Below are 8,365 nucleotides of genomic sequence, written 5' to 3'. Positions count from 1 at the left end.
ATTCCATTAGGATGTAACATGTATGTAGTTTTGAAGGTACAGAACGGAAACGGTAGCCGGTTGGTTATCGTTTTTTTTGTGTGTATGTTCCTATTGCAAAATTTTCTCATTTGTTTACATTTACCTATTGCATTATTTGAAAATATGTAGTAACTTAGTATCTACCACGCTGTAATCACAGAACAAATATTCTGTTTTACAGTTTGGAAATGAAGGGGGAAATCGATAAATGGAAAACACAGTAACTAAGCCTGGATTCCGGAAGAAATTTCTGGGAGATAAGGCCTTTTACAAAATGGTACTTGCAATTGCAATACCCATTATGATACAGAATGGTATCACTAATTTTGTCAGTCTTCTGGACAATATTATGATCGGAAGGATTGGCACAGAGCAAATGTCAGGGGCAGCCATTGTAAATCAGCTTCTTTTTGTATATAATCTTTGTCTGTTTGGAGGCGTGTCCGGTGCTGGAATTTTTACAGCTCAGTACGCAGGCCAGAAGGATCATGAAGGTGTGCGCCAGACATTTCGCTACAAATTATGGCTGGTAATTGCGCTCACAATTATAACAATATTGATTTTAATGTGCTCAGGAGAAAACCTGATCGGCATGTATCTGAAAGGCGAAGGAAGTGCAGCAGCACTGGAGGCTACGAGCAGATATGGAATGCAGTATCTGTGGATCATGGTTATTGGATTGCCGCCATTTATGATTAGTCAGGCATACTCCAGTACTCTTCGCGAATGCGGAGAGACTGTTCAGCCTATGAAGGCGGGAGTTACTGCAGTACTTGTGAATCTTGTATTCAACTATCTTCTTATTTATGGTAAATTTGGTTTTCCGGAGCTGGGGGTACAGGGAGCCGCTATTGCGACTGTTCTTTCCCGCTATGTGGAGGCTGCAATTATAATTATATGGTCACATACCCACACAGAGAAAATGCCTTTTGCCAAAGGGCTTTACAGTACGCTGAAGGTACCAGCTAATTTAACAAAGAAGATTTTGATCAAAGGAACTCCGCTGCTGCTTAATGAGACTCTCTGGGCAGCTGGAATGGCGATTCTTACCCAGTGCTATTCTATTCGGGGATTAAACGTAGTAGCTGCACAGAATATTGCAAATACCATTAATAATGTTTTTAATGTCGTATTCATCGCTTTGGGAGACTCTGTTGCCATTGTAGTGGGACAGCTGTTAGGCGCGGGAAATATGAAGAAGGCCAGAGATACAGATAATAAGATGATTGCATTTTCTGTTATGTGCTGCACTGGAGTGGCATTAGTCATGCTGATTGTCGCACCATTTTTCCCAAAGCTGTATAACACCAATCTGGATGCGCAGGAACTGGCGAAATACTTTATTATGATCATGGCAATTTTTATGCCGCAGAACGCATTCCTGCATGCTTCATATTTTACCTTGCGTTCCGGTGGAAAAACGATCATTACATTTTTATTTGACAGTGTATTTGTGTGGTGTGTCAGTGTACCAATTGCGTATTGCCTCAGTCGCTTCACAGGTTTACACGTGTTGGCTGTTTTTGCCATGGTACAGGTGGGAGATATTTTGAAGTGTATTGTGGGGGTTGTGCTGGTTAAGAAAGGTGTATGGATGCAGAATATTGTTTCCGGAAAATAGGCGTGGAATGCCTGATAATTATTTTGCAAATAGAGTTTTTTGTTAACCGAATGACTTATCTGGAGCGTGTTTGAAAAAGGCTTTTTCAAATGAGCTCTAAGAAAAAATGCTTTTAATTTATTCAAACAGCAGTTCAGCAGCTGCGTAAATAAATTAAAAGCATTTTTATTATCCATGGGTATTTTAAAGAGAAAGCAGTTCCCCTGTCCGTGTCACATTATATCCGGTCTGTCCCTGAAGAATCGTTCGGAAATCTTCAGACCGTACAATTTCAAGAAGAGCAGAGAATCCAGGCTGGGAAAGGGCTTCCGTTTCCATGACCAGATACATAGGAAGTGTCTGAAGCGGAATAAAATCTAGAAGTCCGGACTGGTGTGCTGCGTATTCTTCTCCAAGAGCTGAATCTGCCTTGTGCGTAGCAATAGCTGCGGCAGTGGAAATATCAGATACCAGTTCAATATGGTAACCAGATATGCTGGCTGGCGAAATTTTTTCTGAGAAAAGAAACTGGTCCAGGTAAATCCGTGGTGTACTTCCTTTTTCTCGATTGGCAATCTTTATGTCTTTACAGGCGAAATCCATCAGACCTGAAAGCTTCAAAGGGTTTCCAGAAGGAACATAAAGCCCTATGGAATACTCATAAAGGCATAAAAGAGAAAGCTGTACACCTGGGACAAGGCTGCGGATATGTTCCAGATCCAGACTTGCACATGCTACGTGAGCCTTTTTGAAATAAAGAGAATACAGGCTGTTGTAGCTGTTCATAAAGGATTGAAGGACTGGAATCCCCTGAGGGTGAATGGACATCTGGCTGATCAGAAGTTCGAGAGCCGGGGAAAACTGTCCGCAAAGGATCAGTCCGCTGGAGTGGAGAAGATAATCCCTCTTCAAAAGGGAACTTTCTGGAGGAAGTTCCGGAATCTGCAGATTTCCGTTAGGGGTACTGGAAGAAGCGGCTTTCTGATCTGGCATGTTATTGCCGGAACCGGAACGCTCCAGGTATTGTTTCAGCTGCTGCTCGCTGATGCGAAGCTGTTTTCCTACTTTAGAAGAATATAATTCTCCACGTTTGATCAATTCATAAACCGTGGTCTTCTTAATTTGAAGCTTGTCTGCAATTTCCTGAGCAGTATAAAGTTTATTCATCAATTCCCACCATAACGTTGGTTGCCTTAATGACTGCGTAAGCGTCAGAGCCAACTTCAAGTCCAAGTTCTTCTACAGCTGCACAGGAAATAGTAGCTGTGATAATGTTGCCGCCTCCGATATCAATTGTGACGATAGAGTTAACGGCTCCCTTATTGATATTGATAACTTTTCCTTTTAACTGATTGCGTGCACTTAATTTCATATTTAAATCCTCTTTTCATTATTTATTACAAAATTCCTGAACGACAGCCGTGTATTCATTATGTCTATATGCTGAATGGATGGATATCAGACAGATCGGGACATATGAGCAAGTAGGAGATTAGACAGGAGTATGAACGTGTTCCATAGCTGAGAAGCAGCTGCCTTTTGTATTTATTATTGGTAGTATTTAAATATCATAGCATGTTGGAAAGAAAATAACAAGGAGTGTTTCGTTGGAGAAAAAATGAAAAATAAAAAAATTTGTGTGAACTAATAAAAATTGCACAAACAATGCAGATTCAAATTGACATAGCAAATGAAATTAAGTATAATGAATGAAACTGAATAAAACATAACAAAACACAACAAAATACAACAAGAATGGAGGGCGTGAAATGAAAAAAAGAGTTTTTGCAGCACTTATGGCTGGTGTTATGGGAACTATGATGTTTGGAACTACTTTCGTATCTGCTGAAGCAGAGACACCGGAACTGAAAGGTGAGGTTTACGCATTTATTGCAGCCAGCCTGAATAACGCCATGGAAGAGATTCAGAAGAATTTTAATGAAACTTATCCGGATGTTGAGATTCTTTACAATGCAGACAGTTCAGGAACTTTGCAGACTCAGATTGAGGAAGGCGCCCGCTGCGATATTTTCTTTTCAGCTGCTACGAAGCAGATGGATGCACTGGTTGACGAGGGGATTGCTGACAAGGATTCTGTAGTGAATCTTCTTGAGAATAAAGTTGTTCTCATTAAACCAAAGGGGGGAGAGACCAAGGTAACCGGATTTGAGAACATTCCAGATGCTGCAAACCTTGCCCTTGCCGGAGAGGATGTTCCGGTTGGACAGTATTCACGCGAGATTTTTGATAATCTTGGAATTACAGATGAAGTAAACAAGATGGAGATCAACGAGGGTAAGAATGTTACAGATGTACTTGCATCTGTAAGTGAGGGCAGTAATGAGGTTGGTATCGTATATGCTACGGATGCGGCTTCTGTGGCAGATTCTGTTGAGGTTATTGCAGAGGCACCGGAGGGAAGCATTAAAACACCTGTACTTTACCCTGCCGGAATGGTAGAAGATAAAGAAGCAAGTGATGATGATAAAGCAGCAGCAGAAGTATTTCTTGAGTACCTTCAGTCTGATGAAGCTCTTGAAGTATTTGAGAAATATGGATTTGTAGCTTATGTAAATGACGAGAAAACGGATGACACGGCAGCCGCTGAAGAGACCGCAGAGCCGACAGAGGAAGCATCTGAAGACACTGCAGAATAAAGGATAATAATATGGGAGAATTTCTCAGTGAAATAAACTGGAGTCCTTTGTGGATTTCTTTGAAAACCGGTATGGCAGCAACTATATTTGCTTTTTTTCTGGGAGTATTCTGTGCAAGGAAGATCATGAAACTGAAACCGGGAGCAAGGGCAGTGCTGGATGGGATTCTGACAATGCCTCTTGTTCTGCCGCCTACAGTAGCCGGATTCTGCCTGCTTTTGCTTTTTAGCCTGAAAAGGCCTTTCGGAAGTTTTCTGCTGGATAATTTTGACATTAAAGTAGTTCAGACATGGATCGGATGTGTGATCGCAGCTTCTGTGATCGCGTTTCCACTGATGTATCGAAATGCCAGGGCGGCCTTTGAGCAGGTGGATGTGAACTTGATCTATGCAGGAAGAACTCTGGGAATGAGTGAAAGCCGGATATTCTGGAAGGTAATTATACCTGCAGCAGGACCTGGAATTGCTTCCGGTACTGTACTGGCTTTTGCCCGTGCCATTGGAGAATATGGAGCAACCTCCATGCTTGCCGGCAATATCCTTGGAAAGACAAGGACGGTTTCTGTTGCAATTGCATCAGAGACTGCAGCTGGAAATTATGATATGGCAGGTTTCTGGGTCGTAGTGATCATATTGATCTCATTTCTGGTGGTTGCAGCAATTAATATTGCTTCCGGCAGAGGAATGCAGACCAGAAGGTGGATATAATGGCGATTGAACTTGATATTCAGAAAAATTTTAAAGGTTTTTCCCTGGATGTAAGACTGAAGGGGCAGGATGGATCTATAGGGATCCTGGGCGCTTCCGGAAGCGGAAAGAGTATGACTCTTCGCAGTATTGCCGGAATTGAAACTCCGGATTCCGGAAGAATCATTATTAACGGGAAGACTGTTTTTGATTCTGAGGCAAAAATTAATTTAAAGCCTCAGGAGAGAAGAGTTGGATACCTGTTTCAGAATTATGCCCTTTTCCCAACTATGACTGTGGAAAAGAATATTGCCTGCGGGTATCGAGGGGAAAAAAGCAAGCTTTCACAGAAGGTTGCAGATTACATAAAAAGATATCATTTGGAGGGACTGGAAAAGCATTTTCCGTCGCAGCTTTCTGGCGGTCAGCAGCAGCGGGTGGCTCTTGCGCGTATGATGATCGGAGAGCCGGAGGTGATTCTTCTGGATGAACCTTTTTCTGCGCTGGATGGGTATCTGAAGGATATTTTGCAGCGTGATATGCAGAATTTTTTGAAAGATTACAAAGGCGATATGATCATGGTAACTCACAGTAGGGATGAGGCATATAAATTCTGCAGTCAGCTGACCCTGTTGAATAATGGAAAAGATATTCTTACTGGTGAGACCAGGGATATTTTCGAAAATCCTCAGTATCTGGAGGCTGCAAGGCTGACTGGATGTAAGAATTTTTCTGCAGTGCAGAAGATGGGCAGCCATGAGGTTTATGCATTGGATTGGGAGCTTATGCTTCGTTCAGAACAGGAAGTGACAGAGGATATTACCCATGTTGGAATCCGGGGACATTGGATGAGGCCGGCAACTAAGGCTGGTGAGAATACCATGGAAGTGCAGGTTGAGGAGTATATTGAAAATACTTTTGAGCATCAGTATCTGTTTCGTAATAAAGGGGCTGCAGAAAGCGGCACTTTGTGGTGGATGTGCCAGAAAAAGAATTTCCAGGAAACTGCAAAGGACAATATCCCAAAGTATCTGTATTTTCCACCAGAGCATGTGATGTTGTTGAAGAAATAAAACAAGGTGGTTCTGAATGAATAATAAAGGAATATGAGACAGCATGGAATGGTTTGCTGTTTCATATTCCTTATTTTGTATTGCGAAGTCTGCAGAAGACGGATAGTAGAAGAATGTCTTTATTTCAGATATGTTTTAGAACTTTTTTTAAACAAGCTCTGATGCTGCGATAAAAAAACGCCGGAAACCTTGAATTACAAGATTTCTGACGCTTAAGAGCAGGGGATGAGAGAATCGAACTCCCACCAAAGGTTTTGGAGACCCCTATCATACCATTTGACCAATCCCCTATGTTTTGTTTCTGTTGCAATTATACATACAAAAGGAACAGTTGTCAAGGCAAAATTAATAAAATTTGCACGAAAACAATTATGAAACGGAGATGGAGGGATTTGAACCCTCGCACCAGTTGCCCGGCCTACCGCATTTCGAGTGCGGACCCTTCAGCCACTTGGGTACATCTCCATGACATTTTCCATTATATCGGGGGATTGGATAAAGGTCAATCTTTTTTTTATTGACGTAAAAAGAATAGTGTAATAATATGAATGGAAAGCAAAATACGAGGAGACCAGTTATGAGTGACAAAAAGACATCCATAGAGAATGCAGTAGAGCGTCTGACTGCCAATTACCGTAAGGAAGAGCTGTTTCTGACAAAGAGTGGAAGACATCTACCAGTCCGTGCAGCGATTATTAATATTGTGAAAGAAATGAGATCAGTTATTTTTCCGGGATATTTCGATATTGATTCGGGAGCAGCCGTTTTTCCGGAACATTATACCGGATATCTGCTCAATGACCTGTTTGACCGTATGCAGGCACAGATCGAGACGGCTTTTCTGTATGTTGGCGAGGATATGACCAGTGCATGTGGCAAGGCAGCACAGGTAACCTCCAGATTTTTTGAGCAGCTTCCGGAAGTGCAGGAGATGTTGCTGAAAGATGTGCAGGCTGGCTTTGATGGTGACCCGGCTGCGAAGAGTAAAGAGGAGATTATTTTCTCCTATCCGGGATTTCTGGCAATTTATGTGTATCGTCTGGCACACATCCTTTATCTGGAGGAGGTTCCGTTTATCCCAAGGATTATGACAGAGTATGCTCATGACCACACAGGAATAGATATTAACCCAGGTGCTACGATTGGGGAATATTTCTTTATTGACCATGGAACTGGCGTAGTAATCGGTGAAACGACTACTATTGGAAATAATGTGAAGCTGTATCAGGGAGTTACCCTTGGCGCTCTTTCTACAAGAAAAGGACAGCAGCTTTCTGGTGTGAAGCGTCATCCTACTATTGAAGATAATGTGACCATTTATTCCAATTCTTCTGTACTTGGTGGAGAAACTGTGATTGGGGAGAATACGATCATCGGCGGAAACACATTTATTACAGAATCGATACCTGCAAACTCCAAGGTAAGTGCAAAGAGTCCGGAGCTGGTGATCAAGAAGCCGCGTACACATGTGGAAGCTTCCAATGTCTGGGACTGGGAAAATTAACGGAATAAAAAGAAAATGGCAGTCAACAGAACAGGCACGGTGGTATTTTAGAAAATATCATTTCTGGAAAAACAGAAAGTCGTAGTGTGAATCTGGTAACATGCATCGCTTTGAATATGGTGAACCGTGTAACTGTTGACTGCTCCAGAGCATGTTTGAAAAATCATTCCCCAATCTGCACGCCCCACTTTGCGGTATATTTCGCCCGAATTCAGTTGTCGTAGCCCGCTACGGCGCTTTCATCCGGGCAAAATCTCCCACAAATTGTGACGTACATCTTGCAGAAAGCTTTTTTGAAGCATGCTCTGGAAAACTCTCATGAAAAATATTTGTATCATAATTTTTTTAGTGTGAATGCGTTAACAGACAAGAATATTGCATGAATCTTAGGAACAAAAGAAAAAATTAAAAAATTTCAAAAAAGTTGTTGACAAACATTCCAACATCAGATATACTAATCTTCGTTGTGACAGACAAGCACAAATGTGCGGGTGTAGTTCAATGGTAGAACACCAGCCTTCCAAGCTGGATACGTGGGTTCGATTCCCATCACCCGCTTATGCGATAGTGGCGTAGTTGGTAACGCGCGACCTTGCCAAGGTCGAGACCGCGGGTTCGAGCCCCGTCTATCGCTCTTCTGACAAATGTCAGGTAAACACATCTGAATATGATGTGCGGGTGTAGTTCAATGGTAGAACACCAGCCTTCCAAGCTGGATACGTGGGTTCGATTCCCATCACCCGCTTGTGCGATAGTGGCGTAGTTGGTAACGCGCGACCTTGCCAAGGTCGAGACCGCGGGTTCGAGCCCCGTCTATCGCTCTT

General features: G+C 42.4%; 8 protein-coding genes and 6 tRNA genes. 10 read left to right on the top strand and 4 right to left on the bottom strand.

Annotated features, from left to right (window positions below; all coding sequences use genetic code 11):
- Window positions 1-229: 229 nt before the first annotated feature.
- Window positions 230-1,642 carry an MATE family efflux transporter gene (locus AB5Z12_RS20275; RefSeq protein WP_368368758.1) on the top strand — a complete coding sequence of 471 codons (1,413 nt, stop codon included), beginning with the start codon at window positions 230-232 and terminating at the stop codon, window positions 1,640-1,642.
- Window positions 1,643-1,825: 183 nt separating this feature from the next.
- On the opposite strand, the gene AB5Z12_RS20270 is transcribed toward AB5Z12_RS20275, so the two are convergent.
- Entirely contained in the window at window positions 1,826-2,788 is a 963-nt protein-coding gene (locus AB5Z12_RS20270) for a substrate-binding domain-containing protein (RefSeq protein ID WP_368368757.1), read from the bottom strand.
- Window positions 2,781-2,993 carry a molybdopterin-binding protein gene (locus AB5Z12_RS20265; protein ID WP_118579240.1) on the bottom strand — a complete coding sequence of 71 codons (213 nt, stop codon included), beginning with the start codon at window positions 2,991-2,993 and terminating at the stop codon, window positions 2,781-2,783. Before AB5Z12_RS20265 ends, AB5Z12_RS20270 begins: the two co-directional genes overlap by 8 nt.
- A 397-nt stretch (window positions 2,994-3,390) precedes the next feature.
- Between AB5Z12_RS20265 and modA the strand changes: the two genes are divergently transcribed.
- From modA to AB5Z12_RS20250, 3 genes are read left to right on the top strand one after another with little or no spacing between them, the layout of a single operon-like run.
- The gene (modA, locus tag AB5Z12_RS20260) at window positions 3,391-4,278 is read left to right on the top strand and encodes a molybdate ABC transporter substrate-binding protein (protein WP_237963841.1); all 888 of its coding nucleotides are present in this window, start codon (window positions 3,391-3,393) and stop codon (window positions 4,276-4,278) included.
- An 11-nt stretch (window positions 4,279-4,289) separates the two neighbouring features.
- Window positions 4,290-4,985, top strand: coding sequence for a molybdate ABC transporter permease subunit (gene modB / locus AB5Z12_RS20255; RefSeq protein WP_368368756.1), 696 nt, complete (start codon window positions 4,290-4,292; stop codon window positions 4,983-4,985).
- Window positions 4,985-6,037 carry a sulfate/molybdate ABC transporter ATP-binding protein gene (locus AB5Z12_RS20250; RefSeq protein WP_368368755.1) on the top strand — a complete coding sequence of 351 codons (1,053 nt, stop codon included), beginning with the start codon at window positions 4,985-4,987 and terminating at the stop codon, window positions 6,035-6,037. Before modB ends, AB5Z12_RS20250 begins: the two co-directional genes overlap by 1 nt.
- A gap of 219 nt (window positions 6,038-6,256) precedes the next feature.
- On the opposite strand, the gene AB5Z12_RS20245 is transcribed toward AB5Z12_RS20250, so the two are convergent.
- Together AB5Z12_RS20245 and AB5Z12_RS20240 are read right to left on the bottom strand one after the other, a co-directional pair.
- Window positions 6,257-6,327, bottom strand: a tRNA-Trp gene (locus tag AB5Z12_RS20245).
- A gap of 87 nt (window positions 6,328-6,414) precedes the next feature.
- A tRNA-Ser gene (locus tag AB5Z12_RS20240) sits at window positions 6,415-6,502 on the bottom strand.
- Window positions 6,503-6,614: 112 nt separating this feature from the next.
- Between AB5Z12_RS20240 and epsC the strand changes: the two genes are divergently transcribed.
- The 6 genes from epsC (at window position 6,615) to AB5Z12_RS20210 (ending at window position 8,362) form a co-directional block, all read left to right on the top strand.
- The gene (gene epsC, locus AB5Z12_RS20235; protein WP_368368754.1) at window positions 6,615-7,541 is read left to right on the top strand and encodes a serine O-acetyltransferase EpsC; all 927 of its coding nucleotides are present in this window, start codon (window positions 6,615-6,617) and stop codon (window positions 7,539-7,541) included.
- A 151-nt stretch (window positions 7,542-7,692) separates the two neighbouring features.
- Window positions 7,693-7,863: a DUF6783 domain-containing protein gene (locus AB5Z12_RS20230; RefSeq protein WP_334298340.1), complete on the top strand. Its 171-nt coding sequence runs from the start codon at window positions 7,693-7,695 to the stop codon at window positions 7,861-7,863.
- Window positions 7,864-8,028: 165 nt separating this feature from the next.
- A tRNA-Gly gene (locus AB5Z12_RS20225) sits at window positions 8,029-8,099 on the top strand.
- Window positions 8,100-8,102: 3 nt separating this feature from the next.
- A tRNA-Gly gene (locus AB5Z12_RS20220) sits at window positions 8,103-8,175 on the top strand.
- A 40-nt stretch (window positions 8,176-8,215) separates the two neighbouring features.
- A tRNA-Gly gene (locus tag AB5Z12_RS20215) sits at window positions 8,216-8,286 on the top strand.
- Window positions 8,287-8,289: 3 nt separating this feature from the next.
- Window positions 8,290-8,362: transfer RNA gene (locus AB5Z12_RS20210), tRNA-Gly, on the top strand.
- Window positions 8,363-8,365 lie beyond the last annotated feature (3 nt).

Origin of the sequence: Ruminococcus sp. RTP21358st1_G6_RTP21358_211008 (assembly GCF_040908885.1) — a bacterium.
Classification (GTDB): domain Bacteria; phylum Bacillota; class Clostridia; order Lachnospirales; family Lachnospiraceae; genus Blautia_A; species Blautia_A faecis.
The sequence above is the reverse complement of the archived record's forward strand: the minus strand, read 5'-3'. Positions and strand labels throughout refer to the sequence as shown.

Coding starts and splice junctions, on each gene's coding strand:
- modB (WP_368368756.1), top strand. CDS start 4,290: ATGGGAGAATTTCTCAGTGAAATAAACTGGAGTCCTTTGTGGATTTCT.
- AB5Z12_RS20265 (WP_118579240.1), bottom strand. CDS start 2,993: ATGAAATTAAGTGCACGCAATCAGTTAAAAGGAAAAGTTATCAATATC.
- modA (WP_237963841.1), top strand. CDS start 3,391: ATGAAAAAAAGAGTTTTTGCAGCACTTATGGCTGGTGTTATGGGAACT.
- AB5Z12_RS20230 (WP_334298340.1), top strand. CDS start 7,693: ATGTTTGAAAAATCATTCCCCAATCTGCACGCCCCACTTTGCGGTATA.
- AB5Z12_RS20250 (WP_368368755.1), top strand. CDS start 4,985: ATGGCGATTGAACTTGATATTCAGAAAAATTTTAAAGGTTTTTCCCTG.
- epsC (WP_368368754.1), top strand. CDS start 6,615: ATGAGTGACAAAAAGACATCCATAGAGAATGCAGTAGAGCGTCTGACT.
- AB5Z12_RS20275 (WP_368368758.1), top strand. CDS start 230: ATGGAAAACACAGTAACTAAGCCTGGATTCCGGAAGAAATTTCTGGGA.
- AB5Z12_RS20270 (WP_368368757.1), bottom strand. CDS start 2,788: ATGAATAAACTTTATACTGCTCAGGAAATTGCAGACAAGCTTCAAATT.